At 74.6% G+C, this 26,346-nt stretch carries 28 protein-coding genes and 1 tRNA gene; 12 read left to right on the forward strand and 17 right to left on the reverse strand.

What is annotated here, in order from left to right:
- Positions 1–4 precede the first annotated feature (4 nt).
- The 4 genes from AB0P35_RS21880 to AB0P35_RS21895 form a co-directional block, all read right to left on the reverse strand.
- Positions 5–697, reverse strand: a complete 693-nt coding sequence (locus tag AB0P35_RS21880) for a hypothetical protein (protein ID WP_363512961.1) — start codon at positions 695–697, stop codon at positions 5–7.
- 266 nt (positions 698–963) lie between these two features.
- Entirely contained in the window at positions 964–1,329 is a 366-nt protein-coding gene (locus tag AB0P35_RS21885) for an STAS/SEC14 domain-containing protein (protein WP_363512964.1), read from the reverse strand.
- 143 nt (positions 1,330–1,472) lie between these two features.
- A complete protein-coding gene (locus tag AB0P35_RS21890) occupies positions 1,473–2,048 on the reverse strand; it encodes a GNAT family N-acetyltransferase (RefSeq protein ID WP_363512967.1) in 576 nt (191 codons plus the stop codon).
- Positions 2,049–2,103: 55 nt separating this feature from the next.
- Positions 2,104–2,520 (reverse strand): hypothetical protein, encoded by a 417-nt coding sequence (locus tag AB0P35_RS21895; protein WP_095875851.1) that lies wholly within the window; start codon positions 2,518–2,520, stop codon positions 2,104–2,106.
- 177 nt (positions 2,521–2,697) lie between these two features.
- Between AB0P35_RS21895 and AB0P35_RS21900 the strand changes: the two genes are divergently transcribed.
- From AB0P35_RS21900 to AB0P35_RS21915, 4 genes are all read left to right on the forward strand, one after another.
- Positions 2,698–4,104, forward strand: coding sequence for an FAD-dependent monooxygenase (locus AB0P35_RS21900; RefSeq protein WP_363512970.1), 1,407 nt, complete (start codon positions 2,698–2,700; stop codon positions 4,102–4,104).
- Between the two features lie 51 nt (positions 4,105–4,155).
- A complete protein-coding gene (locus tag AB0P35_RS21905; protein ID WP_363512973.1) occupies positions 4,156–4,974 on the forward strand; it encodes a maleylpyruvate isomerase family mycothiol-dependent enzyme in 819 nt (272 codons plus the stop codon).
- Between the two features lie 78 nt (positions 4,975–5,052).
- Positions 5,053–5,325, forward strand: a complete 273-nt coding sequence (locus AB0P35_RS21910) for a hypothetical protein (protein WP_144298725.1) — start codon at positions 5,053–5,055, stop codon at positions 5,323–5,325.
- Positions 5,326–5,437: 112 nt separating this feature from the next.
- Entirely contained in the window at positions 5,438–6,103 is a 666-nt protein-coding gene (locus AB0P35_RS21915; protein WP_363512975.1) for a lysophospholipid acyltransferase family protein, read from the forward strand.
- A gap of 21 nt (positions 6,104–6,124) precedes the next feature.
- Here AB0P35_RS21915 and AB0P35_RS21920 read toward each other — a convergent pair whose 3' ends face one another.
- From AB0P35_RS21920 to AB0P35_RS21930, 3 genes are all read right to left on the reverse strand, one after another.
- Positions 6,125–6,658 carry a GNAT family N-acetyltransferase gene (locus AB0P35_RS21920; protein WP_363512977.1) on the reverse strand — a complete coding sequence of 178 codons (534 nt, stop codon included), beginning with the start codon at positions 6,656–6,658 and terminating at the stop codon, positions 6,125–6,127.
- A 58-nt stretch (positions 6,659–6,716) separates the two neighbouring features.
- Positions 6,717–6,796, reverse strand: a tRNA-Tyr gene (locus AB0P35_RS21925).
- A gap of 220 nt (positions 6,797–7,016) precedes the next feature.
- Positions 7,017–7,721: a helix-turn-helix domain-containing protein gene (locus AB0P35_RS21930; RefSeq protein ID WP_363512979.1), complete on the reverse strand. Its 705-nt coding sequence runs from the start codon at positions 7,719–7,721 to the stop codon at positions 7,017–7,019.
- A gap of 120 nt (positions 7,722–7,841) precedes the next feature.
- Here AB0P35_RS21930 and AB0P35_RS21935 point away from each other — a divergent pair, with 120 nt between their 5' ends.
- Positions 7,842–9,062 carry a saccharopine dehydrogenase C-terminal domain-containing protein gene (locus AB0P35_RS21935; RefSeq protein WP_363512981.1) on the forward strand — a complete coding sequence of 407 codons (1,221 nt, stop codon included), beginning with the start codon at positions 7,842–7,844 and terminating at the stop codon, positions 9,060–9,062.
- Between the two features lie 27 nt (positions 9,063–9,089).
- Here AB0P35_RS21935 and AB0P35_RS21940 read toward each other — a convergent pair whose 3' ends face one another.
- Both AB0P35_RS21940 and AB0P35_RS21945 read right to left on the reverse strand, forming a co-directional pair.
- The gene (locus tag AB0P35_RS21940) at positions 9,090–11,060 is read right to left on the reverse strand and encodes an ABC transporter ATP-binding protein (RefSeq protein ID WP_363512983.1); all 1,971 of its coding nucleotides are present in this window, start codon (positions 11,058–11,060) and stop codon (positions 9,090–9,092) included.
- Between the two features lie 386 nt (positions 11,061–11,446).
- A complete protein-coding gene (locus AB0P35_RS21945) occupies positions 11,447–11,968 on the reverse strand; it encodes a MarR family transcriptional regulator (protein ID WP_363512985.1) in 522 nt (173 codons plus the stop codon).
- 39 nt (positions 11,969–12,007) lie between these two features.
- Here AB0P35_RS21945 and AB0P35_RS21950 point away from each other — a divergent pair, with 39 nt between their 5' ends.
- On the forward strand, positions 12,008–12,976 hold the full coding sequence (locus tag AB0P35_RS21950) for an EamA family transporter (RefSeq protein ID WP_363512988.1): 969 nt from the start codon (positions 12,008–12,010) through the stop codon (positions 12,974–12,976).
- Here the strand turns inward: AB0P35_RS21950 and AB0P35_RS21955 are convergent.
- The 4 genes from AB0P35_RS21955 to AB0P35_RS21970 all read right to left on the reverse strand — a co-directional run bounded on the left by AB0P35_RS21955 (position 12,873) and on the right by AB0P35_RS21970 (position 17,315).
- Positions 12,873–13,478: an SUKH-4 family immunity protein gene (locus AB0P35_RS21955; RefSeq protein WP_363512991.1), complete on the reverse strand. Its 606-nt coding sequence runs from the start codon at positions 13,476–13,478 to the stop codon at positions 12,873–12,875. The two genes, AB0P35_RS21950 and AB0P35_RS21955, sit on opposite strands and share 104 nt — an antisense overlap.
- Positions 13,479–13,536: 58 nt before the next feature.
- Positions 13,537–14,754 (reverse strand): cation:proton antiporter, encoded by a 1,218-nt coding sequence (locus tag AB0P35_RS21960; RefSeq protein WP_363512994.1) that lies wholly within the window; start codon positions 14,752–14,754, stop codon positions 13,537–13,539.
- A gap of 122 nt (positions 14,755–14,876) precedes the next feature.
- Positions 14,877–15,242, reverse strand: coding sequence for a hypothetical protein (locus tag AB0P35_RS21965; RefSeq protein ID WP_363512996.1), 366 nt, complete (start codon positions 15,240–15,242; stop codon positions 14,877–14,879).
- 132 nt (positions 15,243–15,374) lie between these two features.
- Complete coding sequence (locus tag AB0P35_RS21970; protein ID WP_363512998.1) at positions 15,375–17,315, reverse strand: glycoside hydrolase family 3 N-terminal domain-containing protein; 1,941 nt, start codon at positions 17,313–17,315, stop codon at positions 15,375–15,377.
- Positions 17,316–17,544: 229 nt separating this feature from the next.
- Here AB0P35_RS21970 and AB0P35_RS21975 point away from each other — a divergent pair, with 229 nt between their 5' ends.
- From AB0P35_RS21975 to AB0P35_RS21985, 3 genes are all read left to right on the forward strand, one after another.
- Positions 17,545–18,198 carry a TetR family transcriptional regulator gene (locus AB0P35_RS21975; RefSeq protein ID WP_363513000.1) on the forward strand — a complete coding sequence of 218 codons (654 nt, stop codon included), beginning with the start codon at positions 17,545–17,547 and terminating at the stop codon, positions 18,196–18,198.
- Positions 18,199–18,272: 74 nt separating this feature from the next.
- Complete coding sequence (locus AB0P35_RS21980; RefSeq protein ID WP_363513003.1) at positions 18,273–18,692, forward strand: DUF1801 domain-containing protein; 420 nt, start codon at positions 18,273–18,275, stop codon at positions 18,690–18,692.
- A gap of 119 nt (positions 18,693–18,811) precedes the next feature.
- Positions 18,812–19,570, forward strand: coding sequence for a hypothetical protein (locus tag AB0P35_RS21985; protein WP_363513006.1), 759 nt, complete (start codon positions 18,812–18,814; stop codon positions 19,568–19,570).
- Positions 19,571–19,629: 59 nt separating this feature from the next.
- Here the strand turns inward: AB0P35_RS21985 and AB0P35_RS21990 are convergent, their stop codons facing one another.
- Entirely contained in the window at positions 19,630–20,004 is a 375-nt protein-coding gene (locus AB0P35_RS21990; RefSeq protein ID WP_363513009.1) for a hypothetical protein, read from the reverse strand.
- Positions 20,005–20,161: 157 nt separating this feature from the next.
- Positions 20,162–21,277, reverse strand: coding sequence for an ROK family protein (locus AB0P35_RS21995; protein ID WP_363513012.1), 1,116 nt, complete (start codon positions 21,275–21,277; stop codon positions 20,162–20,164).
- Positions 21,278–21,345: 68 nt separating this feature from the next.
- Between AB0P35_RS21995 and AB0P35_RS22000 the strand changes: the two genes are divergently transcribed.
- Both AB0P35_RS22000 and AB0P35_RS22005 read left to right on the forward strand, forming a co-directional pair.
- On the forward strand, positions 21,346–22,458 hold the full coding sequence (locus tag AB0P35_RS22000; protein ID WP_363513015.1) for a Gfo/Idh/MocA family oxidoreductase: 1,113 nt from the start codon (positions 21,346–21,348) through the stop codon (positions 22,456–22,458).
- Positions 22,455–22,946 carry a heme-degrading domain-containing protein gene (locus AB0P35_RS22005; RefSeq protein WP_363513018.1) on the forward strand — a complete coding sequence of 164 codons (492 nt, stop codon included), beginning with the start codon at positions 22,455–22,457 and terminating at the stop codon, positions 22,944–22,946. The genes AB0P35_RS22000 and AB0P35_RS22005 overlap by 4 nt, the downstream gene beginning before the upstream one ends.
- A 33-nt stretch (positions 22,947–22,979) precedes the next feature.
- Here AB0P35_RS22005 and AB0P35_RS22010 read toward each other — a convergent pair whose 3' ends face one another.
- Positions 22,980–23,885: an MBL fold metallo-hydrolase gene (locus tag AB0P35_RS22010; RefSeq protein WP_363513021.1), complete on the reverse strand. Its 906-nt coding sequence runs from the start codon at positions 23,883–23,885 to the stop codon at positions 22,980–22,982.
- Between the two features lie 88 nt (positions 23,886–23,973).
- Positions 23,974–24,678 carry a TetR/AcrR family transcriptional regulator gene (locus tag AB0P35_RS22015; protein WP_363513024.1) on the reverse strand — a complete coding sequence of 235 codons (705 nt, stop codon included), beginning with the start codon at positions 24,676–24,678 and terminating at the stop codon, positions 23,974–23,976.
- A gap of 170 nt (positions 24,679–24,848) precedes the next feature.
- Here AB0P35_RS22015 and AB0P35_RS22020 point away from each other — a divergent pair, with 170 nt between their 5' ends.
- Positions 24,849–26,327: an MFS transporter gene (locus tag AB0P35_RS22020; RefSeq protein ID WP_363513027.1), complete on the forward strand. Its 1,479-nt coding sequence runs from the start codon at positions 24,849–24,851 to the stop codon at positions 26,325–26,327.
- The last annotated feature ends 19 nt before the right edge of the window (positions 26,328–26,346 follow it).

Here is a 26,346-nt window from a genome sequence, read left to right on the forward strand (position 1 = left end):
GAGGTCAGGTGGTCAGGCCGTCGGCCGTCCACCACGCCCGGGGGGTGTCGCAGCTGCCGACGACCGGGGCCGCTGCCGGGCCGCGGTCGGTGAGGCAGCCCCCGCCGTCCGCACGGATCGTGAAGCGGGCCCGGGCGGGCTGCGACTCCCGGTGCCAGGGGTCGGGGGCGCCGACCCGGACGAAGGACCAGACCTGGGCGGGGTCGTCGACCATGGGGCCGGCCCGCTCGGTCCGCAGGTGGACCGAGCCGTCCGGTTCCGCGGTGAGGAGCAGCGGGCCGGCCGTGTCGTCGCCGGCCAGCAGGGACTGGACGAGCAGCCGGCCGTCCGCCGCCGGGCGCACCAGCCACTCCTGGGCGTCGGCGCCGGTGACGGGTGCGGTACGGAGCTCCGCACCGTCCGCGGCCCGGGAGGAGCCGAGGTCGTCGGCCTGCAGGCGCAGTCCGGTGCCGTGCGCGGTGAAGACGCCGAGGCCCCGGTCGGGCAGCGGGTCGACGGTGGCGTGGAGCGGCCGCAGGGGCGCAGCGGCGTCGGCCGAGCGGTGCCCCGGGTCCTCGTACGGCGCGGCGGCCCGCGCGGGGTCGTCGGCCGCGGACGCCGCGGCGGGGCCGGCCGGCGACCCGCCGAGCAGCACGCCCGGGACGAGGGCGAGGGCCGCGGTGGCCTTCGCGGCGCTGAGGGCAGGACGGTAGGACAAGGTGGGGAACCCCCGTGAGGCTGGTGCGGTCGGTCCGGCCGGCTGCCCCGGGCAGGGACGGGGGAACGCGCCGTCGGTCGCACCGGTCGTACCGGTCGCACGGAGCTCGGGAGCCGCGGTCCGGCTCTCGTCACGGCTCCGGGCCACCGACCTCCCCCGCATGGGCACCGCCCCTCGCTCTTCCGGGGCTCGCTCGCGCCCGCCGACCCGTCTCGCTCACCAACGAGCAGCCGTCGCAAACGTCACGCCGGGCGGGGCCGCCGGGGTCAGCTGCCGCCGGTGGCCGCCCAGGCGACGGCGTCGGCGCGCTGCGCGAGGGGGAAGGTCTTCGTCTCGCCGGGGGTCATCCAGCCGAAGAGCGCGGTCAGGTGGGTCATCCACTCGATGTCGGTCACCAGCGCGATGCGCTTCCAGGCGCCCAGGTGCTCCACGCCCACCTTGAGGTCCTGCCACAGGGCGCCGCCGGTCATGCCGTGCCACTCGGGCACGACGATGACGAACCGGACCTCGCCGCCCTCCGCGGCCTCGGCCAACGCCGGCAGCAGGACGTCCCGGTAGTCCTCGGCCGACAACGTGCCGGCCGTCTCGAAGCCGATCACGCCCGCGGGCAGGTCCTCGAGCTTCGTGATCACAGCGCCTCCCGGTGCCCGTCGCGGGTGCGACGCTCCCGACCGGAATCCGCCGCCCCGTCCATGCTGAGCCGGAGCCGCCGGCGAGGCACCTCGTCGGACGTGTCCGCGGGCATCGGGCTGTCGCGAACAGCCGGGGGCGGCCGTCAGGATTCGGCGCCGGGCCAGGGGCCGGGGGTGGGGATGGCGGGCTTGTCGGTGGTGTCGGTGCGGGTGATGCGGAAGCCGGCGGCCTGGTAGGTGCGCAGTGCGGCCGGGCCGTCGAGCGAGCAGGTGTTGACGGTGACGGCGGTGGTCGCGGGGAGCGCCGGGTGCCGGTCGGCGAGGTCCCAGGCGCGGGCCAGGCCGGTGCCGAGCAGGTGGCGGCCGAGGCCGCGGCCGATGAAGCGGGGCAGCAGGCCGAAGTAGGCGACCTCGACCCGGCCGTCCTCGTGCGGCTCCAGCTGGACGTACCCCGCCGGGGTGCCCGCCACGTAGGCGACCCAGGTCTCCACGCCCTCGCGGTCCAGCCACTGCTGCCACTGCCGGTAGGTCCAGGGAAGGCGGTCGGTCCACGTCCACGGGCCGCCGACGGCGGTGTAGAGGAAGCGGGCGAACTCCGGTCCGATCTCCTCCGCCCGGAGGATCTGCAGCGGGGTGTCCCGGGGGGCGGGGGCCTCGGCCAGGTCGCCGCGGGAGGTCTGCTCCAGGTACCAGGTGGTGAGGGTGATCGTCTCGGTCATGCCGCTCACACTCTCACGCGCTCCGCAGAGGGCGGCCCGGGGGGCAGGGGGCGACTCAGCGGGTCTCGCGGCGTTCGTGCATCTCGGCCTCGGCGATGTGGTCCCGGCCGGGGGCGAGGCTCTCGCGGATCCGCCGCTCCACCTCGACGAACGTCCGGTAGTAGTCGTCGTTGTAGGTCTCGACGATCTGGTACGTCCACATGCCCGGCAGGACGTCGCGGCCCTGGACCTCGCGGACCACCAGGTCGGCGCACTCGACGTGGCCGGCGGCCCGCAGGGCGTGCACGGCGAGCGCGACGATCCGGTCGGCCCCGCCGGTGAGCTGGTGGAAGTCGTACAGCCGGCCCCGGGCCCGCTCGGTCATCTCCAGGGCCTCGGAGAGCAGGCCGAGGGCCTCGACCGTCGCGTCGTCCATGCCGGCGGGGCGGTCGTGCCGGCGGTCCGGCGGCCGCTGCTGCGCGTCGTCGCTCATGGTCGTCCCTCCGGCGGGCCGGGTGCGGCGTCCCGCTCCCTCCAAGCTTCGCCGCGCGGCCGGGCGCCCCGCCACCGCCGACCCCGCCGGGGGGCCTTCCGCGGTCGGCAATCGGACGGCAATCGGACGTCAATCGGCGTCGGGCAGGCTGGCTCGGTCGAGGACGAGGGGGACACCGTGCGGGACGGGGACGGAACGGAACGGGGCCACGCGGTCGTGGCGGGGGCGGGGATCGGCGGACTGCTGGCGGCGCGGGTGCTGAGCGAGCGCTTCGCCCGGGTCACGGTGGTCGACCGGGACGCGCTGCCGGCGGGCGGCGGGCCGCGGCGCGGGGTGCCGCAGAGCCACCACGCGCACGGCATGCTGTCGAAGGGCTTCGAGGTGCTGCAGGACCTCTTCCCGGGGCTGCGCGAGGACCTGGTCGCGGGCGGCGCGCTCGTCCGGGACGTGCAGGGGGACGTGAACTGGTTCAACGACGGCCGGCGGCTGCGCCGGGCGCCGTCCGGGATCCCGTGCCTGATGGTGAGCCGGCCCGAGTTGGAGCGGTACCTGCGCTCCCGGGTGGCGGCGCTGCCGGGGGTGGAGATCCTGCAGCGCACGGAGGTCCTGGAGCCGGTCGCGGCGGGCCGCCGGGTGACGGGGGTGCGGCTGCTGCGGGTCAACGCCGAGCCGGAGGTACTCGCGGCCGACCTGGTGGTGGACGCCACCGGCCGCAGCAATCGCGGCGCGACCTGGCTGCGGGCGCTGGGCTACGCGCCGGCGCCGGAGGAGCGGGTGGACTCCGGGCTGGTGTACGTCTCGCGCGAGTACCGGCGCCGCCCGGGCGACGCGGACGCGGACGCCTTCGTCGTCGGCGCCTCGGCGGACGCCCCGCGCGGCGGCGTGGCGCTCAGCGGCGAGGGCGACCGCTGGCTGGTGACGCTCTTCGGCATGAACGGCGACGTGCCGCCGGTCGACCCGGCGGGCTACCACCGTTTCGCCGCGCGGCTGCCCGTGCCCGACCTGCACCGGCTGCTGGAGCGCCTGGAGCCGCTGACCGAACCGCGGCTGATGCGCAGCCCCGTGTCGGTCCGCCGCCGGTACGAGCGGCTCGACCGCTTCCCGGAGGGCTACCTGGTCGTCGCGGACGCGCTCTGCCAGTTCAACCCGACGTACGGGCAGGGGATGACGGTGGCGGCCTGCGAGGCGGCGGCGCTGCGGGAGTGCCTGGCGGAGGCGTCCGGGGAGCCGCTGGCGCGGCGGTTCTTCCGGCGGGCCGCCGCGATCACCGACGTGGCCTGGGACATGTCGGTCGGCGGCGATCTGCGCTTCCCGTTCGTGGCGGGCCGCCGCTCGCCGCGGGTGCGGCTGCTCAACCGGTACGTGGCGCGGGTCCACCGGGCGGCCGAGGCCGATGCCGCGGTCGGGCGGGCCTTCCTGGCGGTCGCGAACCTGGAGGAGCCGCCTCAGCGGCTGCTGGCGCCCGCGGTGCTGGCCCGGGTGGTGCGTCCGGCGCGGCCGGTGCGCGCGGCGGCCCCGCTGCGGAGCGTTCCGTCCGTCGGGGCGGGCCCGGGCGCGGAGCAGCAGGAACGTGCGGCGTCCTGACCTCGTCACGGGTCTGGACAGCGGTGCGGGAGTCGGTCAGTCTTCACCACCATGACCCTCCCGCTCCCCCAGCACTCCCCCGGTGCCGCGCGCACCACGCTCTTCGAGGCGCTCACCGCGGTTGGTGATCAGGCCGTGGCCCTGCTCGCCGGCTGCCGCGGCGACACCCCGATACCCGGCGCCGAGTGGACCGTCGCCGAGGCGGCCAATCACCTGGCGATGGCCAACGAGCTGATGGCCGCGCTGGCCGCCGGTGAGGAGCGGCCGTACGGGGACGGTTCGCCGGGTTCGCTGGCCGCCGCCAACGCGGCCTCGCTGGCCGCCCTGCCGGAGCGGGACCCGGCCGTCCTCGCCGAGGAGATCGCCCGGCAGGCACGGGAGTTCACCGCGGCGGCCGGCCCGCGTGCGGGCACCGACCCGGTGCTGACCCCGCTCGGCCCGATGGATCTGGACACCCTCGGCGCCTATCTGCTGACCCACATGCTGGGTCACCTCTACGACATCGCCGTCGCCCTCGGGCGGCCGCACCCGATCGACCGTCACCGGGTCGAGCTGGCCATGCCCTTCCTGCGGACGGCGATGCCGCGGGTGGTCGACCCGCGGTCCGCGGCCGGCCACAACGCCTGCTACCGGCTGAGGGTGCGCGGCGGCGGCGGGTTCGCGGTGACCTTCACGGACGGCGTCGCCGTGGTCGGCCAGGAGCCGCCGCGGCGCGTCGACTGCACGATCCTCACCGAGCCGGTGGCGTTCTTCCTCATCGCGCTGGGCCGGTACACCGCGACCACCGCGCTCGCCCGCGGCAAGGTCCTCGCCTGGGGCCGTCGGCCGTGGCTCGCCCCGGCCTTCCCCGGGCTGTTCGCCGCCCCCTGAGCGCGGCCCGCGGCCCGGCGTGTGGGACGATCCGCTCCCCGGCGGACGCCGGGCGACGACGACAAGGGGATGGCTTCGGTGGGTTCGTTCCGGATGTCGTGCACGGTGGCGGTCTGGCTGGTGGTGGTGATCCAGGCGGTACCGGCGCTGGCGCGCGGGCGCGCTCCGCGGTGGTTCGGCGACCGGGTGGCGGCGCCGCGGCTGTGGGCGCTGGGCGGCGTCCTGGTCGCCGTCGGCTGCACGCTGGGCCTGCTGCTGTCCACGTGGTGGCCCGGCCCGACCCTCGTCCTCCTCGGACTGGTCGTCACCGAGGTGGCGTGCCGCGTCGGCCGTGGGCGGGACGCCGCCTGACGCCGCGTTGAGCCCTCCGCGGCGGGCTCTGAGTACGGCGACTCAGGCGGCCGGCGTCGGCGGGCCGGGAGGATGGCGGTACCACGCCGCCACCAGGGACGAAGGAACACCCATGCTCAGCCGGATCGCCAGCACGCTGGTGCCCGTTCTCGGCCGTCTGTCCGTCAGCTCCGAGACCCCCGGGCCGGTCGCCGCGGGCAGCATCGTCGCGGCCAACCACAGCTCGCTCGCCGACCCTGGCGTGGTGCTGGCGGCGCTGCACCGGCTGGGCACCGAGCCGGTGGTGATGGCGACCGCCGGCCTGTGGCGGATTCCCCTGCTCGGCGGGGTGCTGCGCGCCGGCGGGCACATCCCCGTCCACCGCGGGACGGCCCGGGCGGCCGGGGCCCTGGACCTGGCGGCCGAGGCGCTCGCGGCCGGCCGGGTCGTCCTGATCTACGGCGAGGGCGGCCTGCCGAAGCGCCGGGACGCCCGCGACGCGGCGCCCGGCACCTTCCGCACCGGCCTCGCCCGTCTCGCGGCGGCGAGCGGTGCCCCGGTGGTGCCGCTCGGACAGTGCGGCGCCCGCCGTCTGAGCTCGGGCGGCACGGCCAAGCAGTTCGCCGGATTCGTGACCGCGCCGGTGCGCCGTCCGGCCCTGCACGTCCACCTCGGTGCGCCCCTCCGGCTGGAGGGCGACACCGCCGCGGCCACGGAGGCGGCCCGGCAGGCCGTCACCGCCGCATGGCGCACCGCCGAGCAGTGGCTGCACGGCGGCGAACCGGTGCTGTCGGGCTGACCGGTCCGGGGGCGGCCCGGGTCACCAGACCTCGCCGTCGCGCCAGTCGGCGACCAGGTCCCCGGTGAGATCCAGGGGCACGGCGAGCGGGAGGACGTAGATGCCGTCGTCCTCCTCCGGGGTGCGCCGGACGCCGTCCGGGGTGAGGGCGAAGGTGCGTCCCTGCCACGGCTGCCAGCCGCGGTCGGTGTAGAAGGGGACGGCGGTGTCGGTGCTGCCGAGTGCGGCCAGGTCGTAGGCGCCGCGGGCGATCCGGGCGACCTCGGCCATCATCGCGGCGCCGATCCCCCGGCGCTGCCGGTCGGCGCGGACGGCGACGCCCTCGACGTAGCCGGTGCGCAGCGCCCGTCCGCCGTGCAGCAGGCGGCGCTGGACGACGGCGGCGTGGCCGACCAGTTCGGCGCCGTCCCGGACCAGGATGTGCAGGCCGCCCAGGCAGTGCTCCCAGTCCTCGTCCGTCATGTCGGGGGCGAAGACCTCGTCGAGCAGCCGGCGGGCGTCGGTGAGGGCGGCGCTGTCGAGATCGGCGGTGTGGGCGACGCGTACGGGCAGCATGTGCGCCATCCTGGCATGCAGCGGTGTGCGCACGGCGGCGCGGCGGAAGGTTCCGAGGTGGGCGAGGACGGATTCGAACCGTCACAGCCGAAGCGGGGGCTTTACAGGCCCTTGGGCTCGCCGATGCCCGGCTCGCCCTCGGTGGCGCGCGGCGTCGGAGCGGGCGGACGCCCGGTCAACGCGCGGTCGGGAAGCGGTGGTTCGCGGTGCGCGGATACGAGGAGCGGCCACGGTCGATGGTGGTCACGGTGCGCTCCTCTCCTGGGCCCGGTCGGCGGTGCGCCCACTCTGCCGCTCACCGGGCGGGCGCCGCAAACGGATTTCCGCCCGCGCCTCGACGCGATGACGTGACGGACCGTCAAAGAAGCGGGGAGAGCTGCCGTTCGGCGCTGTCGAGCAGCATGTCGAGGGCGACCGGGTAGGCGCTGTCGGTCATCCGGGCGGCGAGCAGTCCTGAGGTGGCCGCGATGTGCGGGTGGGTGTCCTCGGGCAGCCGGGCGTAGGTCGACTCCCACATCCGCTCGTCGGCCTCACGGGCCTCGCCGGGCAGGGCGAGCGAGGCGGCGTCCAGGGCTGCGAAGGCGAGCGCCTGGTCGATGAAGGCGTGGTAGACCCGGACGGCCGCCGGGTCGGGGAAGCCGGCGGTGCGCAGGATGCCGAGGATCGTCTCGTCGGCGGCGATCTCCCGGGCCCGGCCGGTGACCCGGCTGGCGGTGAGCGCGGCGGCCTGCGGGTGGTCGAGGTAGGAGCGGTGGATGCGCAGGCCGAGCTCGCGCAGGTCGTCCTGCCAGCGGCCGCCGGCCTGCCAGCCCTCCAGGGCGCGGCCGATGAGCTCGTCGCCGATGGCGAGGGTCAGGTCGTCCATGCCGCGGAAGTAGCGGTAGAGGGCGCTCGGGTCGCAGCCGAGCGCGAGGCCGAGGCGGCGGGCGGTGAGGCCGCTGCCGCCGTGCTCGCGCAGCATCCGCAGCGCCGTCCGCACGATCAGCTGCTCGGAGAGCACGGCGCCCTGCTTGGTCGGGCGGCGCCTGCGGCGCTGCGACTCGGGCACGACCTGCTTCGGCACGGCACTGCTCCCCTCGGACTGCTGTGCGGGTGAGCTTATGCCAACGCCATTGACCTTGCGCAACCGCCGGGGGTTTCCTTCCGACAGGCGGGAACCCGCCAGGGAAGGAAGAGTTCTGCCATGCGAGTACTGCTTGTGGGAGCCGGCGGCGTCGGCACGGCCGTCACCCGGATCGCGGCCCGCCGCCCGTTCTTCGACCACATGGTCGTCGCCGACTACGACCTCTCCCGGGCCGAGGCCGCGGTCGCCGCGCTCGGCGAGGCCGGCGACCGGTTCAGCGCCCGGCAGGTGGACGCCTCCGACGAGGCCGCCGTCCGCGCGCTGCTCACCCACCACCGCTGCGACGTCCTGCTGAACGCCACCGACCCGCGCTTCGTCATGCCGCTGTTCGAGGCCGCCCTGGCGGCTGGCTCTCACTATGTCGACATGGCGATGTCGCTGTCCAAGCCGCACTCCGAGCGGCCCTACGAGCTGTGCGGGGTGAAACTCGGCGACCGCCAGTTCGAGCGCGCCGAGGAGTGGGAGAAGTCCGGACTGCTCGCGCTGGTGGGCATGGGTGTGGAGCCCGGCCTCTCCGACGTCTTCGCCCGGTACGCCGCGGACGAGCTCTTCGACGAGATCGAGGAGATCGGCATCCGCGACGGCGCCAACCTCACCGTCGAGGGCTACGACTTCGCCCCGTCGTTCAGCATCTGGACCACCATCGAGGAGTGCCTCAACCCGCCGGTGGTCTACGAGGCCGACCGCGGCTGGTTCACCACCGCGCCGTTCAGCGAGCCGGAGGTCTTCGACTTCCCGGAGGGCATCGGCCCGGTCGAGTGCGTCAACGTGGAGCACGAGGAGGTGCTGCTGGTGCCGCGCTGGGTCGACGCCAAGCGGGTCACCTTCAAGTACGGCCTCGGTGACGACTTCATCGACAAGCTGAAGACCCTGCACGCGCTCGGCCTGGACAGCACCGCCCCCGTCACCGTGGGCAGCGACCTCGGCCCGGCGAAGGTCTCGCCGCGGGACGTGGTCGCCGCCGTCCTGCCCAACCCCGCCGACCTCGGCGAGCGGATGCACGGCAAGACCTGCGCCGGCACCTGGGTCAAGGGCACCAAGGACGGCCGGCCCCGCGAGGTGTACCTGTACCACGTGGTCGACAACCAGTGGTCGATGCGCGAGTACGGCTCGCAGGCCGTGGTCTGGCAGACGGCGATCAACCCGGTGATCGCCCTGGAGCTCGTCGCCACCGGCGCGTGGTCCGGCTCCGGCGTGCTCGGCCCGGAGGCGCTGCCCGCGCAGCCCTTCCTCGACCTGCTCACCGACTACGGCTCCCCGTGGGGCATGCGCGAGGACTGACCCCAGGGCGCCGCCGCGCGACCCGGCTCAGTGAACGGGATCGGTGACGGTCCGCGGGGCGGGGACGGTGCGGTCCCGCTGGAGGTCCAGGAGCTCACGGAACAGTCCGTCCGGCTGCTCCGCGAGCTCCGTCCAGGTGCCGGTCTGCACCACCCGGCCGCGGTCCATCACCACCACCCGGTCGGCGACCCTCGCGTTGGCGATGTTGTGGGTGACCAGCAGCGTGATCCGCTCCGGCGCGTACTCGCGCAGGGCGTGCAGGATGCGGTGCTCGGCGCGCGGGTCGAGGTCGGACGTCGGCTCGTCGAGGATCAGCAGACCGGGGTTGAGCGAGGTGCGGTACAGCGCCCGGGCGACGGCCGCGCGCTGCCAGCCGCCGCCGGAGAGCTCCGCGCCGCCGAGCCAGCCCTGGGCGAGCAGGGTGCCCCAGCCGGAGCGCAGGCGGGCGACCACCTCGTCGAAGCCCGTCCGGGCGGCGGCCCGCCGCACCCCGTCCGTCCGGCTCTCCGGTCCGTGGCCGAGGTGGATGTTCTCGGCGGCCCGCAGCGGCCAGCGGGCGAACTCCTGCGGGACCCGGGCCACCCGGGTCCACATCCCTTCGGCGTCCAGCTGTTCGACCGGCACGCCGTCCCAGGCGATCCGGCCGGACTGCGGCAGGTAGAGGCCGGCCAGCAGCTTGAGCAGGGTGGACTTGCCGCTGCCGTTCTGCCCGATGACCGCCACCACCTCGCCGCGCCGCAGCGTCATGCTGACCCGGTCCAGCGCCGGTTCCTGCTGGTCGCCGGGGTAGGTGTAGGAGACGTCCTCGACCTCCACCGCCGCCGGGGCACCCGGTACCACGTCGCCGCGCCGGATGCGGTGGCCGCCGGCCTCGTCGAGGAAGGTGAAGAAGTCGTCCAGGTACAGACCCGTCCGGTAGAGGCGGGCGCCGTTGCCGACCATGCCCTGGACGCCGGTCGCGGCGGTGCGCAGCGCGAACGCGGCGCCGCCGGCGGCGGCGAGGCCGATCCGGCCGGAGGCGACCAGGTACAGCAGGGCGCCCCAGATCAGGGCACTGCCGGCGCCGCTGCCGAGGGCGGCCACCAGGGACACCCGGGCCGCCTGCCGGGCGGCCCGGTCGGTGGCGGCCGCGATGCGCGCCTCGACCTCCCGGTAGGTCGCCATCATGAACGGGGTGACCTGGTCGGAGCGGACCTGGTCGGCCCGCAACTTGTCGATCAGGAACCAGCGGTAGATCCGCAGCGCCTGCCGCTCCTCGTTGGTGGTGACGGCGGCCAGGTAGTGGATCCGGGCGGTGCGGACGGCGGCGACACCGCTCGGCACCGAACCGAGCAGCAGGAAGGGCACCAGCCACAGGTGCAGGGTCGCCAGCACGCCGGCCGCCGAGACCAGGGAGACGGTGGAGGCGATCAGGTCCTGGGCGTTGGAGAGCAGGTCCGGTGTGGTGGCCGCGCCGCGGTCCGCGGACTCCCACTGCTCGTTGTAGGCGGGCTCGTCGTAGGCCTTGAGCTCGGCGGCACAGCCGGCGGCGATCAGTGCGAGGTCGGCCTCCCGGTTGACCCGCGGCGAGACCCGGGCGGCCAGTGCGGCGACCGCGATGCCGAGCACCGCGTGCAGCCCGGCGGAGACCGCGAGCAGCGTCAACGAGGGGGCGGCGTCCAGCAGATGGGCGTCGACCGGGCCGGGGACGAGCAGCGCGTCCAGGGTACGGGTGGTGGCGTACAGCGCCAGGGCGCCGAACACGCCGGAGAGCAGCTGGCAGACCAGCAGCCAGCCGGTCGAGGCGCGGTCGGCGGCCCAGGCCAACGCCATGGCGCGGCGCACGAGTTCGGGCATCCGGCGGAGCATCGCCGCGGTGGACATGGTGGCCCCGGCGGTGACGCTCTGGTCGCCGGGGAAGCGGGCGCGGATCTGCTCGTCGCGCGGGTGGTCCCCCTCCGGCGGCTGCGGGGCGGACGGCACCGGCTGGTCGTCGGGGGTCACACTCGGCTCGGACATGCTGCTCCTCGGGTCGGCGTTCGGGCTGCCGGTCTGGTGCGGCGAGGCGATGCGGTGCGGGACGTGCGGGATCTGCGGGACGTGCGGGTTCCGCGGTGCGGGAGGCGCGCACGGGCGGCAGGTGCCGGGCCGGTCGGGGGACCGGTGCGGACGCGATCCTTCCAGGGGGCCGGCGGTGTGCTCGGCATGTCCGGCCGCAGGTCACTCGATCCGGGTAAATCCGTGTCGCTGTCGGCGAGTTGGTGGCATCGGACGGCGAGAAGGGTACGTGCGGCGGCGCCGTCGGGCGCGTGATTTCCGGCGACGAGGGCCCGCTCGACGGCCGGGGGCGCGTCCCGCCCGTCGCAGCCGCCGTGCGGGCCGGTGTTCGCGAACCGATCCGGCCGTCAGGGCCCGCCCGGGGGCCGCGGGGTCTCCACGTGGGCGAGCCACGAGGTGAGCAGTGTTTCGAGGGAGGCCGCCTCGGCGGGGGTGAGTGCCTCGACGAGGCGGCGCTCGTTGCGCATGTGCTCGGCGAAGGCCCGGTCGATCAGATCGCGGCCGGCGGGGGTGAGGGCGACCACCCTGCCGCGGGCGTCGGCCTCGCTGCGGCGGCGGGTGACGAGCCCGGCCCGCTCCAGGCGGTCGATCCGCTTGGTCATGGCGCCGGTGGTGACCATGGTGTGCGCGGCGAGCTCGCCGGGGGCGCGTTCGAAAGGGTCCCCGGCGCGGCGGAGCGCGGCCAGGACGTCGAACTCACCCTCGCCGAGGCCGTAGCGGCGGTAGACGAGGCAGAGCTCCTCGGTGAGGAGTGCGGCGAGGCGGTGCAGGCGCCCGATGACGCCCTGGGGCCCCACGTCGAGGTCGGGGCGTTCGCGGGCCCATTCGGCCTGGATGCGGGCTACGTGGTCGAGCGGCTGCCGGTCCATGCCGCGATTATATCTTCCAGGGAAGCTATATTGTCTTCCATGGAAGCCAATCTGCGGTGGATCCTGGTCACGGCGGTCGCACCGGTGGCCTGGGGGGTCAACTACTTCGTCACCCAGCGGTTCCTGCCGCCGGACCATCCGCTGTCCGGCGCGGCCGTCCGTGCGCTGCCCGCCGGGCTGCTCCTGCTGGCTCTCGCCAGGGCGCTGCCGCGCGGCGCCTGGTGGTGGCGGTCCGTGGTGCTCGGGCTGCTCAACACCAGCTCCTTCTTCGTGCTCGTCTACACCGCCTCGCAGCTGCTGGCGACCAGCGTGGCGTCCACCGTGATGGCGCTCGCCCCGGTGGTGATGATGCTGGCCGGCTGGGCCCTGCTCGGCGAGCGGCCCCGCCCCGCCCACCTGGCCGGGGCCGGGATCGGCATGGGCGGGGTGTGCCTGATGCTGCTGGGCGGGACGGGCCGGGTGAGCCTGCCGGGGGTACTGGCCTCGGCGGCGGCGATGCTGGTCTCCTCGATCGGCTTCGTGCTCGGCAAGCGGTGGGGCACCGGCGCCGGGCTGCTGGCCTCCACCGCGTGGCAGCTGGTCGCCGGCGGGCTGCTCCTGCTGCCGGTCGCCGCGGTCGTCGAGGGGCCGCCGCCGGCGCTCGGCGCGTCCGAGCTGCTGGCCTTCGGCTATGTGACGGTGGTGGCCACCGCCCTCGCCTTTGTCGCCTGGTTCGCCGGCCTGCGGCACCTGCCGGCCGGGACGGTGGGGCTGGTCGGCCTGCTCAACCCGGTGACGGGCGTGGTGCTGGGCACCTCGCTCGCCGGGGAGGTGCTGACGCCGCGCCAGCTGGCCGGGACGGCACTGATCCTGGCCGGCATCCTGCTGGGCCGCCCGGTGAAGGCCGGGCGGGCCCGACCGGCCGTCAGTCCTCCCAGGCTCCGCACTCCTCCTCCAGGCTCGTCAGCAGGTGCTCCCAGAACGAAGAATCGCCCGGCCCCTGGCCCAACTCCGCCAGCAGGGCGGTGAACTCGGCGCGGGCGGCGTCCGCGTCGTCGCCGGTTAGGCCGGCCTCGTATCGGGCGAGCAGGCCGAGGGCGCCGACCAGTTCGGGCAGCGCACCGGCCGCGTGGCCGCCGTAGCCGCACGCGTGGTCCCAGCCGTCGGGGTCGTAGACCTCGACGGTGCCGGTGTCGCCCCGGAGCATCAGGTGCCGCGCCTGGTGGGTGCCGATGCTGTACGCGAGGCAGACGGGCGGCGAGTCGTCGTCCGGCGTGCGGTTGCCGAAGAGCTCGTCCGGGTCCTCCTCCCACATGCCGTCCGCGGGCAGGCCGGTGGAGTCCCAGTCCGCGAAGGCGAGGCTGACGGCGGGCAGCCCGACCGTCGTGAGGAAGGCCCGCGCCCCGGCGTCCGCCAGCCGCTCCGGCAGCTCGGCCTCGGCCGGCCGCCAGACCGTCCCCGGGCCGAAGCAGGACTCCAGCCATTCGGTCGTCGGCCGCCGCGCGGCCGCCACCAGTTCGTCCCCGTTCACGCCACTCCCCCGTTCCGTCGGTGAAACGGCCATTCAATCGCACCGCGGTGACACCCCCTCACCTGCTCGCGGCGGCCCGGCCGTGGCGGGCGCAGCGGGCGGCCAGCGGGCCGTAGGTCAGGCCGTGCAGGACGAGGCTCATCAGCACGGTCATGGTCATCAGTTGGCCGACCAGGTCGGCGGCGTGCGGGTCGACCGGGGCGAGGCTGCTGAAGGCGAGCAGGCCGTAGACGATGGTGGCCATGCCCCGCGGGCCGAGCCAGGCGAGCAGCAGCCGGTCGGCCCGGTCGAGGCCACTGCCGGTCAGAGCGAGCAGGACGGGGACGACACGGACGACGGTCAGCGAGAGGGCGGCGTAGGCCACCACCCGGCCGTCGAAGTCGCCGGTGAACGCCTGGGTGACGAGCTCGCCGAAGACGAACCAGAGGGCGAGCGAGAGCAGGGCACCGACGTCCTCGACCAGGTGCAGGGCCTTGGGCGGCAGCGCCCGTGCGTCGGGCGCGAAGCACAGTCCGGCGACGAACGCGGCGATGAAGCCGCTGCCGTCCAGCACGATGCCCAGCCCGTACGCGGCGAGCGGCAGCGCGAGGATTCCGAGCCGGACGGCGGACGGCCTGGTCCAGCCGGCCTGCCAGGCGCGGCGCAGCAGCACGCCGCCCGGTCTGCCGACCAGGGCGCCCGCGACGACGGCCCAGAGCACGGCGTTGAGGGCGTCGCCGAGCGGGTCGCCGGAGGGCTGCGGGATGTCACCGTAGGCCTCGGCGCCGGCCAGGCAGAGCAGGAAGACGGGGGCGAGGATGCCGTCGTTGAGGCCGGTCTCGACGGTGAGGACGCCGCGCAGCCAGGCGGGCAGCCGGCTGTCCTTGATCAGTTCGGCGGCGGGCGCCAGGTCGACGGCCACGGTGACGGAGGCGAACAGCGCGACCAGCCACCAGCGGCCGGACGGGAAGAGCAGGCCGCCGACGAGCACGCCGGTGAGGACGGTGAGCGGCAGCGCGACCAGGAGCAGCCGGGCGAGCAGGCGGCGGTGGCCACGGACGATGCCCTTCGGTACGGCGGTGGCGTCGGTGAACAGCAGCACCGCGAGGATGATCTCGACGGCGCGTTCGGCGTCCGCGGTGGTGAGGGTGACGGTCACCAGCGGGTGCGGGCCGACGGTGAGCGCCACGCCGGCGGCGGTCATCGCGACTGGCGCGGTGATGCTCCAGCGGGCCAGCCGGCCGGCCACCAGGGCCCAGGCGAAGAGCGTCCCCATGCTGACGACCAGCGCGATCACGCGCGCACCTGTCTTCCCCCGGTGCGCGACCGGACGGCGGCCCAGTGCTCCCGATCGTATGCGCGGGGCGGGTCTCCGCCGGGCCGGGCGGTTCTCCCCCGCGTGTCCCGCCGGCGGCCGCCTCAGGATCCGGCGAGGCGCAGGGCGCGCTCGGCCTCCTCGGGGTTCGGCGTGCCCGGGGCCGCGTCCAGCAGCCGCCAGCGGGATCGGACGCCGTCGGGCCCGGTCAGGCTGCCGCGGCGCAGGGCGGTCTCGATGCGTGTCCGGGCCTCGTGCTCCTCGGCGGGGTCGGCGGCGAAGAGGATGCGCAGCCGGTGCCGGCCGGGTCCGTCCGCGGGCTCGGTGGCGGTGTGGTGCGGGGCGAGCGGGCACGGCGGTTCGTGCTCCCAGCCGCCGCAGAGCCCGACGGTGACGGCGGCGCCGGGGGCGCCCGGGTCGCCGCCCGGTTCGAGGGCGACGAGCGCCTCGTGGACGAAGGCTCGGTGCACGGCTCCAGTCTGCACCGCCGTGCCGGGTGCGCGGAGGACCCTCCCTGCGCCGGGAGGGCCCTCCGCCCGGTCCCCGCCACCGCCGGGTCGGCGGCGGCGGCGGGTGGCTCGTGACCGTCCGCCGGTGTGCGGTCAGCGGCGGGTGGTGAGGCCGAAGCCGTACGCGAAGAGCGGGTCGTAGTGGCGGTCGCCGATGTTGATCGGCTCCTGGGCCTCGCTGCGCGGCCAGCTGACCGGGAGCTTGCCGGTGAAGGGACGCTTGCCGAAGAGCACGTCGGCGACGCCGGCGCCCTCGCTGCCGGGCAGCCAGGACATCACGAAGGCGTCCGCCTTGGGCAGCTCGCCGGTGATGATCTGCGGGCGGCCGGCCACGTCGAGGACGACGCAGGTGGGAACGGCGGCGCAGACGCGGTCGATGGTCGCCCGGTCGGTGTCGGAGAGGTCCAGGGTGTGGCCGTTGCCGACGTCGCCCATGCCCTCGGCGTACGGCGTCTCGCCGACGACGACGATGCCGACGTCGTAGCCGGCGGCGGGCGCGGAGGCGTCGCTGCTGTAGGCGGCGTCCGGGGCGTACTGCCGGATGCCCTGGAGGATCGTGGTGCCGGGGATGGCGGCGCCGCTCTGGCCCTGCCAGGTGACGGTCCATCCGCCGGCCTGGTTGCCGATGTCGTCGGCGTTGGCGCCGGCGACGTAGATCTTCTGGTGGGGCTTCAGCGGCAGGGCGCGGTCGGCGTTCTTGAGCAGCACCTGGGACTCGGCGACGGCCCGGCGGGCGACCGCGCGGTGGGCGGCGGAGCCGATCGCGGGGGCGTTGCCGCGGTCGGTGTACGGGTGCTCGAAGAGGCCGAGTTCGAACTTGGCACGCAGGATGCGGCGCACCGCGTCGTCGATCCGGGCGGTCGGGACGCGGCCGGCCTGCACCTCGGCGAGCAGGGCCTGCTCGAACTTCCCGGCGCTGTACGGGACCATGAACATGTCGAGGCCGGCGTTGACGGCGGTGCGCACCTGGGTGGGGTAGTCGCCGGGGATCTGGTTGATGGCGTCCCAGTCGCTGATCAGGAAGCCGTCGAAGCCGATCTTCTGCTTGAGGACGTCGGTGAGCAGTTCCTTGTTGGCGCTCATCTTGACGGGGTTTCCGATGCCGTCCTCCGTCCAGTCGACGCTGGAGTAGGAGGGCATGATGCTGCCGACGTCGTGCTTGCGGACGGCGGTGACGTAGGGGGCGAGGTCGACGGTGCGGAAGTGCTCCCGGTCGGTGATCGTGACGCCCTGGTCGAGCTTGTAACTTCCGCTGGTGGAACTGCCGTAGGCGGTGTCGCCGTCGCCGGCGTAGTGCTTGACGGTGGCGAGCACCCGGTCGGGGCGGGCCAGGTCCCGGCGGCCGTCGCCCTGGAAGCCGTCGACGGCGGTCTCCATTCGGGAGACCAGGTCCGGGTCCTCGCCGTAGCTCTCGTAGGTGCGGCCCCACCGGTCGTCGCGGGCCACGCAGACGCACGGCGCGAACACCCACTGCGGGCCGGTCGCGCGGGTCTCGGCCGCGGTGATGTGGGCGGCGTCCTCGACGAGGTCCGGGTCGCGGGTGGCGCCCATCGCGATGTTGTGCGGGAAGACGGTGGCGCCGACCAGGTTGTTGTGGCCGTGCACCGAGTCGACGCCGTAGATCAGCGGGATGTGCAGGCGGGTGGCGAGGGCGCGCTCCTGGTAGGCGTCGACCATGTCGGCCCAGGCCGCAGGGGTGTTCGGGGTGGGTGTCGAGCCGCCGCCGGACAGCAGGGAGCCGAGCCCGAGGTCGGTGATCTGCGCCCGGTTCGCGTCGACGGCGTTCCGCTCGGCCTGGGTCATCTGGCCGATCTTCTCGTCCAGGGTCATCCGTGCGAGCAGGTCGGTGACCCGCTGCTGCACGGGCAGCCGCGCATCGAGGTACGGCAGCGGGCGGCCGCCGGCCCGGTCGGCGGCCTGCGCCGCGCCGAGCGGCACGGTGCCCGCGGCCAGGGCGGACGCGGCGAGCACGGCGCCGGCGAGCAGGGCCCGGCGACGCGGGCGGCGGGTGGGGCCGAAGCGGGTGGGTTCCACGTGGCTCTCCGTCTCACGGTGGATGGGCGGACACGCGCACACAGGCGCGTCCGGCGGCGGCTAACGGGCCGCGCCGGTGGTGCACAGCCGAGGGCAGCTGACATGCAATCAGACCTACCGACCACTAGGTAAGTCTCCTGCGCCACTTTTTTCACAGCGTGACGGATCGTCGGGAGCCGGCGCGGCCACCGGCACGCCGGGCCGGCCGGGCGGCTCGTACACTCACCCGGTGACCCTCGACCGCACCGCCGACCGCCCGGCCGACCGGGCCTCCGGCACCCGCTCCCCCCGCGCCGGCGGCGCCCGCCGCCGCGAGGAGATCCTGGCCATCGCCGTGGAGACCTTCGCGACCCGCGGCTACCACCACGCCTCGCTCGCCGAGATCGCCGAACGGGCCGGCCTCACCCAGCCCGGCCTGCTGCACCACTTCCGCTCCAAGACCGCCCTGCTCAGCGGCGTCCTGGAGCTGCGCGACACCTCCGAGATGGCGCAGCTCGGCCCGGAACGCCCGCGCGGCCTGGCCTTCCTCGACCACCTGGTGGAGACGGTGCGGCGCAACACCGAACGCGAGGGCATCGTCCGGCTGTACGCGGTGCTCTCCGCCGAGAGCGTCACCGAGGGCCACCCCGCCCAGGACTTCTTCCGCAGCCGCTACGCCGGCCTGCGCGCGATGGTGGCGGAGGCGCTGACGGAGGCCTGCGAGCTGGGTGAGACCCGCGCCGACACGGACGTGGAGTCGGTCGCCAACGCGATCATCGCGGTGATGGACGGCCTCCAGCTGCAGTGGCTGCTGGCCCCGCAGTCCGTCGACATGGCCGCCACCACCCGCCGCACCATCGACACCCTGCTCGCCGGCCTGCGCACCGGCGACCGACACGGCTGAACGCTGCCCGGGGCAGCGGCCCGGCGCCGGTTAGGCTCGGTGCGGCGTGATCCGGGAACGGCGGGAGGAATGCGGTGGAGTACCGGACCGACCCGCGGGTGGACGCGTACATCGACGCACTGCCCGCCTGGCAGCAGGCGATCTGCCGGCAGGTCAGGGACCTGGTGCACGGCGCCGATCCGGAGGTCGAGGAGACGGTCAAGCGGACGGTCCGGCCGTACTTCGTGCTGCAGGGCAACATCTGCGCCCTGCTGGCGGCCAAGGACCACGTGAACGTGTTCCTGTACGACGGCGGGATCGTGCCGGACCCGGAGGGCATCATCACCGCCGGACACCGCAACACCACCGGCCGCACGGTGGCCTACCGCGAGGGCGAGGAGATCAACGCACCCGCCCTGCAGGCGATGTTCCGCCAGATCGCCGCGGACAACCGGGCGGGCGGCTGGCGAGTCCTCCTGCGCGAGGGCAGGGCACAACGCCAGGACGGCGGCTGAGCGCCCGGCCGGCGACACTCCCCCGGGCCGGTCACGGCACTCCAAGCAGCCGACGTCCGCCTGTCAGCACTCGTGAGTAGGGTGCGGCCGCACCGTGGATTCCGCTGTGGGGAGGGGCCTTGGGAGCCAAGACCGGTCTGCTCGTGTATGCCGACGGAGACGGGCCGCGCCGCCTGAGGCAGGTGGGTGAGGCGGGCCTGGAGCGGACGACCGCCATGATGCAACGGCTGCACCCGGGCTGGGCGATTCACCCTGCCGTCGGCTCGACCCTGTGGGACGGGCTCTACCCTCCGGACGGTCGGACCTACGCGGGAAGTTGGCCGGGGGTGGATCTGGTCTGCGATCGGCGCATGATGGTCGGTCTGCCGTCCCGGCTCCCGGGTGGGCTCGTCGCGGCAGGCGCGGGCCGGAGAATGGTGCTGCACGCCATGCACAGCGTGGTCGACTGGCTGGCCTTCGCTGTCTGGGACGACGGTCGCCTCGTCCGCTCACTGAGCCTGTCCCCGGACAACGGGATCGTCGAGGACATCGGCGAGCCGCTGCCCTTCGAACTGCCCTACTGGGCCGGGGAACGCCGCGCAGCCGTCATCCCGTGGCCGGACGAGGACGACGAGCCGTACCCGCTGCCGTTCCACCCGTTGGACATGGGTGAGGACGCGCTGCGTGCGCTCTGCGGGTTCGTCGTAACAGGCCGCCCGGAGCCCGCTGACGTGGATGCGGACACCATCGGGCTGCACGGCTTCCTCGTGCGGGATCCGGACGCTCCGGATCCCGCGGTGCGGGAGGCCGCACTCGGGGCAGCTGTGGCGGCCATGGGACCGCCGAGCACCTACCGACTGAGCCCCGACGGCACGTTGATCAAGCTGGGCGCTCCGTAGTCCACGGCTCCACCGGATCGGCTCGCGCCGGAGGTCCGCCATGGTCTGCTGTCACGTGGTCAGAAGACGAGCCTCGGCGGATGGACGAGGATCGCGACGACCAGTAGGCCCAGCAGCAGCAGGTGGGCCGCCAGTGCCCCCACCGCCGCGTTGCGCCAGCGACGCGCTGCCGTCTCGTTCCGCCCGGCGAAGCCGCCGCACAGGGCTCCGAGCAAGACCGCGCCGCACAGCAGCGCGGATGTGAGCAGCGCCGACTTCTCCTGGCCGTGCACGGCCGACAGGTCCCATCCCTGGGCGGTCGCACGCCGGTAGCCGCTCCAGATCGCTCCGAGCAGCCAGCTGTCGAGCCCGACGACGACCCCCCACATGAACAGCGCGACCACCCCGTCGGCCGCGGATCCGATGCCGCGCCCGTCCCTCTGCGGTGCTCCCACGATGTCGCCCCCCTGGTTCTCCGGCAGGCTCCATCGTGCCGACTGCCGGGCGGGGCGGAGCCGGACGAGACGACACCGTTGCCGAGTCGAGAGGTCGCACGCGCCGCAACGGGCCGGAACGCTGACCTCCGGGGCCGCCCGGCTCAGGTCCGGTGCCTCAGGTCCGGCGGCCGAAGAGCGGGCCGAGGACGAGTTCGGCGGCGCCGGCGGCGACGGCGAGGGGGCCGGCGGTGCTGAGGGTGACCGGGACGGGCTGCCACTCGGGGTCGGGGATGCGGGCCTTGAGCTGGGCGGTGACGCCGTCGAGGTAGGTGTCGGGGGCGGCCAGGACGGCCCGTCCACCGAGGACGACGCGGTCGATGTCGAGCAGCCGGACGAGGTTGGCGACGCCCACGCCCATCAGCCGGGCGGCGGCGGCGTGGTCGCCGCGCCGCAGTTCGGCGAGGCAGAGCACCTCCAGGCAGCCGTGGTTGCCGCAGGCGCAGCGCGGTCCGTCGACCTGCACGGTCTGGTGGCCGAACTCGCCGGCGTTGGTGCGGGTGCCGCGGTGGAGGGCGCCGTCGAGGAGGAGGCCGGCGCCGAGTCCGGCGGCGAGGTGGACGTAGGCGAGGCCGCCGCCGGGTCGCGGGGTGGCGGGGGCCTCGGCGAGGGCCGCGGTGTTGGTGTCCTTGTCGACGATGACGGGCAGTCCGTCGAGGTGGGCGGCGAGTTCGTCGCGCAGCGGGTAGTGGTGCCAGTCGGAGGAGCCGCGGGGGCCGACGGGCGTGAACCAGTGCAGCACGCCGGCGGCGTGGTCGAGCGGTCCGCGGCAGCCGATCCCGGCGCCGAGCAGTCGGGCGCCGGCGGGCAGTGCCCCGGCGGCCCGGTGGATCTCGTCGGCGACGAGGCGGACGGCGTCCTCGGGGGCGGCGGCCTCGTCCACCGGCCGGGTGTGCAGGTGGTGGTGGCGGCCGGCCAGGTCGACGAGCAGGACGGTGAGTTCGTCCCGTTCGAGGTGGACTCCGACGGCGCAGGCGGCCTCGGCGCGCAGCCGGAGCAGGGTGCGCGGTTTGCCGCCGGTGGAGGCGGACTGGCCGGCCTCCTCGATCATGCCGTCGGCGAGCAGCCGACCGGTGATCTTGCCGATGGCCTGCGGGGTGAGGCCGGTCCGGGCGGCGAGTTCGACCCGGCTGCCGCCCTGCGGGGCGGCGCGGAGCAGGGCGAGGACGAGCGCGGCGTTGTGGTCGCGCAGTCCGGCCAGGTTGGTGCCGGTCGGGCCGGAGGGCGTCGTCATGGGGCCATTGTGCCCGGCTCCGGTCGATGGGACTTGCACTTAAGAAACACTGTTGTTTAACTGGCATCATGACCACCGAGAGCACCCCGAGCACCGAGCGCCCCGCACTCCGCGTCGGCCTGGTCGGCTACGGCATGGCCGGCGCCGCCTTCCACGCCCCGCTGATCGCCACCACCCCGGGCTTGCGGCTGGACGCCGCGGTCACGGCCGACCCCGAGCGCCACGAGCAGCTGCGCCGCGAGCACCCGCAGGCCCGCGCCGTCGACACCGTCGAGCAGCTGCTCGCCGACCCGGCCGCGCTGGACCTGGTGGTCGTCGCCTCCCCCAACCGCAGCCACGTGCCGATCGCCCGCGCCGCCCTGGAGGCCGGCCTGCCCGTGGTGGTGGACAAGCCGCTGGCCACCACCGCCGCCGAGGCCGCCGCGCTGGCCGACCTCGCCGAGGCCCGCGGCCTGCTGCTGACGGTCTTCCAGAACCGCCGCTGGGACGCCGACTTCCGCACCGTGCGGCAGCTGCTCGCCGACGGCGCGCTCGGCACCGTGCACCGGTACGAGTCCCGCTTCGAGCGGTGGCGCCCCGAGCTCAAGGAGGGCTGGCGCGAGTCCGCCGACCCGGCCGACGCCGGCGGCATCCTCTACGACCTCGGCAGCCACCTGGTCGACCAGGCGCTCACCCTGTTCGGCCCGGCCACCCACGTGCACGCCGAGGTGAACGCCCGCCGCACCGGCGCCGCCGTCGACGACGACGCCTTCGTCGCCCTCACCCACGCCTCCGGCGTCCGCTCCCACCTGTGGATGAGCGCCCTCGCCGGGCAGCTCGGCCCGCGCCTGCGGGTCCTCGGCGACCGGTCCGCGTACACCGTGCACGGCATGGACCCGCAGGAGGACGCGCTGCGCGCCGGGCAGCGCCCCGGCCCCGGCTGGGGCGAGGTCGCCGAGGCCGACCGCGGCCTGCTCGGTACCGTGGACGGCGCCGCCCCGCACCCCTCGCTGCCCGGCGACTACCCGGCCTTCTACGCCGGCGTGGTCAGCGCCCTGCGGGACGGCGCGCCCGCGCCGGTCGACCCGCGCGACGCGGTCGCCGCGCTCGCCGTCCTGGAGGCCGCCCGCCGCTCCTCCGCCGAGGGCCGCACCGTCGCGCTGACCGCCGAGGCCGCTCCGACCGCCGAGGCCGCCCGATGAGCCGTCCGACCACCCCCGAGGAGATCGCCGTCCTGATCCACCGGATCGAGGACGAGGAGCGCCGGCTGCGGCTGCCGCACTTCGACAACGACGACGCCTGGCGGCTCGGCACCCTGCTGGTCGAGCTGGCCCGGGCCGAGAACGCGCCGGTGGCGATCGACATCCGCCGCAACGGACAGCAGCTCTTCCACTGCGCGCTGCCCGGCAGTTCGGCCGACAACGACGCCTGGCTGCTGCGCAAGACCCGCACCGTGGACCGCTACGGCTGCTCGTCCTACCTGGTGGGCCTGCGGTTCGCGGCGAAGGGCGAGACGTTCGAGGAGAAGTCCCGGCTCGACCCGGACACCTACGCCGCGCACGGCGGCGCCTTCCCGGTCACCGTGGAGGGTGTCGGCGTCGTCGGCACGGTCGCCGTCTCCGGCCTCCCGCAGGCCGACGACCACCGCCTGGTCGTCACCGCCCTGGAGCGGCACCTCGCCGCTTCCTGACGCCGGACACCCGACGCCGGACGCCGGACGCCGTCAGACCGTGCCCGGCGGCACCGGCTGCAGGCGGTAGGCCGCGCCGTCGCTCCGCACCAGGCCCGCGGTGGGCGGCGGGAAGTGGCTGCCGAGCAGCAGGGTGTCGGTGTCGGCCAGGGCGGCGAGCAGCTCGCGGCGGGTCTCCCCGGCCCGGGCGGGGTCGATGTCGACGTGGCTGTGGATGCCGGGCTCGGCGAGCTGGACCGGGTGGTGGATGCAGTCCCCGGTGATGACCGCCGCGGCGCCGCCGCTGCCGAGCCGGACGGCGACCTGCCCGGGGGTGTGGCCCGGCGCCGGGACGAGGGTGACCCCGGGGGCGATCTCCAGGCCGTCGGCGGGCACGTCGACCAGGTCGAGGAGGCCGTGCTCGGCGACGGGGTGGACGGAGTCGCGGAACATCTGGCGGCGCGGCCCGTCCATCTCCGCGGAGGCCCAGTGGTCCCACTCGGCCCGGTCGGCGAGGTAGCGGGCGTTGGGGAAGGTGGGCACCCAGGCGCCCCCCTCCCGGCGGGTGTTCCAGCCGACGTGGTCGGTGTGCAGGTGGGTGAGGACGACCAGGTCGACCGCCTCGGGGGCGAAGCCGGCCCGCTCCAGGCGGCGGAGGTAGTCGGTGTCGAGCCGGTGCCAGGCGGGGTTGGCGCGGTCCTTGCCGTTGCCGACGCCGGTGTCGACGAGGATCCGCAGACCGCCGGCCTCCACCGCGAAGCTGTGGCTGGCCAGGCGCAGCGCCCGGTCGGCGCCGACGAAGTCGGGCTGCAGCCAGGGGTGGCCGGCGACCACCTCGGGGGTGGCGCCGGGCAGCAGCCACGCACCGGTCTCCGGCGCCAGTTCGACCTCGTCGATGCGGCGGACGACGATCTCCCCCACCGTCCAGGCAGGGGTCGGTGCGGCGTGCTGCGCGGACATGGCGCCCCTCCGATTAAAGCTCAGATGTTGCGTTAAGCATACCGATCCCGGCGCTTAACGCAAAAACTTTGCTTCAAGCCGGGGGCTACTACCGTTCGATGTACGACTCGAGTCCGCGCAGGAAGACCTCGACCTTGAAGTCGAAGCGCTCGTCGCCGGCACCGACGACCATCGTCTCCGCCATGCCCTTGATCAGCGGGAAGCGGTCCTCCGGGAGCCGGCCGAGGTACTCCCGGACCCTGTCGAAGTAGGCGTCGACGTCCACGCCCGCCGCGATCCTGGTCGTGTAGAGCGAGGCCTCGAAGGCGTCCGCGTCGACCAGCTGGCCGAGGCCGTCGATCGCCCAGGCGGCGACCTGCCGCGGGATGCCGGCCGAGATCATCAGGCCGACCACGAACTCCGCGACCTTCAGCTTGTTCGGGCCGAGCTGGATGCCGCCGAGCGAGACCACGGTGATGTCCCGGTGCGCGGTGTAGACCCGCTGCGCCTCCCGGCAGATCTCCTTGACCTGCTCCTTCCAGCGCTCCGGCTCGGGTCGCTCGGGCAGCCGGATCTCACCGGAGATGCGCTCCAGCATCAGCTCCAGCAGCTCGTCCTTGCCGGAGACGTGCGCGTAGAGCGAGGCGGGGCCGGTGCCGAGCTCCTGCGCGACCCGGCGCATCGTGAGGCCCTCGAGCCCCTCGCGGTCGAGGACCGCGATCCCCGCCTCGACGACGGCCTCGGGCGTGAGCGGCTGGCGGCTGTCCGCCTTGCGCACCTTGTGCCACGGGATCGCGGGCATCTCCGAGGCCACGGCCACCTCCTCCAGATCGACGGACGCCCAGGTCGACGGGCGTCGACGAACATCGTAACCGAGGACGAACATCGTTCGCCGCCACGAATACTGTTTGACAGAACGGCGATCGCGTCCGTAGAACGTTGTTCGTTCGATGAAAACGCTGTTCCCCGTCCTCTGGAGATGCCATGACCGACACCCCCGCCCCGTACCGATGGCGGTGGGCCGCGCTGTTCGTGATCCTCGCCGCCGAGGTCATGGACCTCCTCGACTCGCTGGTCACCAACATCGCCGCACCGTCCATCCGTGCCGACATCGGCGGCGGTGAGAGCACCATCCAGTGGATGGGCGCCGCCTACACCCTCGCCATGGCGATCGGCCTGATCACCGGCGGACGGCTCGGCGACATCTTCGGCCGCCGCCGGATGTTCCTGATCGGCGCCGTCGGCTTCACCCTCGGCTCGATCGGCTGCGGCCTCGCCCAGGGCCCGGACCAGCTGATCGCCGCCCGGGTCTTCCAGGGCCTGCTGGGCGCCGTGATGCTGCCGCAGGGCCTCGGCATGCTCAAGGAGATGTTCTCCGAGAAGGAGCAGGCCACCGCGTTCGGCCTGTTCGGGCCGGTCATGGGCCTGTCCACGGTCGGCGGCCCGATCCTGGCCGGCTGGCTGGTCGACGCCGACCTGTTCGGCACCGGCTGGCGCATGATCTTCCTGATCAACATCCCGCTCGGCCTGTTCGCCATCGTCGGCGGCCTGACCTTCCTGCCGGAGTGGAAGAGCGCCCGTGCCGTCCGTCTCGACCTGCTCGGCGCGCTGCTCGCCGCGGCCGGTTCGGCCCTGATGATCTTCCCGCTGGTGCAGGGCCGCGAGCACGACTGGCCGGTCTGGGCCTTCGCCCTGATCGCCGCCTCCGTCGCCGTCTTCGGCCTCTTCGGCTGGTACGAGGGCCGGCGCAGCCGCACCGGCGGCGACCCGCTGGTGGAGCCCAGCCTGTTCGCCAAGCGCGGCTTCAGCGGCGGCATGGTCCTCGGTCTGCTGTTCTTCTCCGCGATGACCGGCTTCTGGCTGACCTTCAGCCTGTACACCCAGATCGGCCTGCACTACTCGCCGTTCAAGGCCGGCCTCGCGGGCATCCCGTCCTCGCTCGGCATGGTGGTCGCGTTCGTCGCCTCGCAGGCGCTGCAGCGCTTCGGCCGCAAGGTCATGCACGGCGGCCTGCTGGTGATGGCGCTCGGCGTGGGCGGCATCATGCTCACCCTGCACCTCCAGGGCCTGACGGTCACCCCGTGGCAGCTCGCCCCGGCGCTGACCGTCACCGGCCTCGGCATGGGCTTCGTGATGGCGCCGTTCTTCGACACCGTGCTCGCCTCGGTGGAGCCGCACGAGACCGGTTCCGCCTCCGGCACGCTCACCTCGGTGCAGCAGTTCGGTGCCGCGCTGGGCACCGCGATCCTCGGCACGGTCTTCTTCGAGCAGGTGAAGAGCGGCGACTTCGTGCACGCCGAGCAGATCACCCTCGTGGTCGAGCTCGCCATGATGGCGGTCGTCTTCGTCGCGATCTTCCTGCTGCCCAAGCACGCCCGCCCGCAGGGCGGACACGGCGCGGCGGAGGACACGGCGGAGGACGCGACGGAGACCGGCGAGCCGGCCGCCGCGGCCCACGCCTGATCCGCCGGCCCCGGTGCCG

The organism is Kitasatospora sp. NPDC085879, from assembly GCF_040686255.1.
GTDB lineage: Bacteria > Actinomycetota > Actinomycetes > Streptomycetales > Streptomycetaceae > Kitasatospora.

Bases quoted from the DNA above. Each gene is read 5' to 3' on its own strand.
- AB0P35_RS21895 (WP_095875851.1), bottom strand. From the start codon at position 2,520: ATGAGCGACGACGCGCAGCAGCGGCCGCCGGACCGCCGGCACGACCGC.
- AB0P35_RS21940 (WP_363512983.1), bottom strand. From the start codon at position 11,060: ATGTCCGAGCCGAGTGTGACCCCCGACGACCAGCCGGTGCCGTCCGCC.
- AB0P35_RS22020 (WP_363513027.1), top strand. From the start codon at position 24,849: ATGACCGACACCCCCGCCCCGTACCGATGGCGGTGGGCCGCGCTGTTC.
- AB0P35_RS22010 (WP_363513021.1), bottom strand. From the start codon at position 23,885: ATGTCCGCGCAGCACGCCGCACCGACCCCTGCCTGGACGGTGGGGGAG.
- AB0P35_RS22005 (WP_363513018.1), top strand. From the start codon at position 22,455: ATGAGCCGTCCGACCACCCCCGAGGAGATCGCCGTCCTGATCCACCGG.
- AB0P35_RS22000 (WP_363513015.1), top strand. From the start codon at position 21,346: ATGACCACCGAGAGCACCCCGAGCACCGAGCGCCCCGCACTCCGCGTC.
- AB0P35_RS21935 (WP_363512981.1), top strand. From the start codon at position 7,842: ATGCGAGTACTGCTTGTGGGAGCCGGCGGCGTCGGCACGGCCGTCACC.
- AB0P35_RS21890 (WP_363512967.1), bottom strand. From the start codon at position 2,048: ATGACCGAGACGATCACCCTCACCACCTGGTACCTGGAGCAGACCTCC.
- AB0P35_RS21905 (WP_363512973.1), top strand. From the start codon at position 4,156: ATGACCCTCCCGCTCCCCCAGCACTCCCCCGGTGCCGCGCGCACCACG.
- AB0P35_RS21950 (WP_363512988.1), top strand. From the start codon at position 12,008: ATGGAAGCCAATCTGCGGTGGATCCTGGTCACGGCGGTCGCACCGGTG.
- AB0P35_RS21920 (WP_363512977.1), bottom strand. From the start codon at position 6,658: ATGCTGCCCGTACGCGTCGCCCACACCGCCGATCTCGACAGCGCCGCC.
- AB0P35_RS21915 (WP_363512975.1), top strand. From the start codon at position 5,438: ATGCTCAGCCGGATCGCCAGCACGCTGGTGCCCGTTCTCGGCCGTCTG.
- AB0P35_RS21995 (WP_363513012.1), bottom strand. From the start codon at position 21,277: ATGACGACGCCCTCCGGCCCGACCGGCACCAACCTGGCCGGACTGCGC.
- AB0P35_RS21945 (WP_363512985.1), bottom strand. From the start codon at position 11,968: ATGGACCGGCAGCCGCTCGACCACGTAGCCCGCATCCAGGCCGAATGG.